Origin of the sequence: Bacteroides caecigallinarum, from assembly GCF_021531075.1 — a bacterium.
GTDB classification, from domain to species: Bacteria; Bacteroidota; Bacteroidia; order Bacteroidales; family Bacteroidaceae; genus Phocaeicola; species Phocaeicola caecigallinarum_B.
Genome location: NZ_JADYTJ010000166.1, coordinates 1 through 287, shown reverse-complemented (window position 1 = coordinate 287; position 287 = coordinate 1). Strand labels below are relative to the sequence as shown.

General features: G+C 46.7%; 1 rRNA gene. It reads left to right on the top strand.

The features are described from left to right. Positions 1-109: ribosomal RNA gene (locus I6E11_RS14915) — 16S ribosomal RNA — on the top strand; the annotation flags it as partial. Between the last annotated feature and the right edge of the window lie 178 nt (positions 110-287).

Below are 287 nucleotides of genomic sequence, written 5' to 3'. Positions count from 1 at the left end.
AGTACCTGAAGTGCGTAACCGCAAGGAGCGCCCTAGGGTAACACTGGTAATTGGGGCTAAGTCGTAACAAGGTAGCCGTACCGGAAGGTGCGGCTGGAACACCTCCTTTCTGGAGAGATACCGTTAAAGTAGAAGGTTTGTCCTTCTTGTACTACAGACACGTTTGTTTAGATAATAAATATAATATAAATACAGGAGGCAGGGGATGCCTGAGACAAAGGTTGGCCCCGGAAAAGCGGTCCGACTCCGTACCCTTCACATAAAAAAGATCTTTGACATGATGTAAC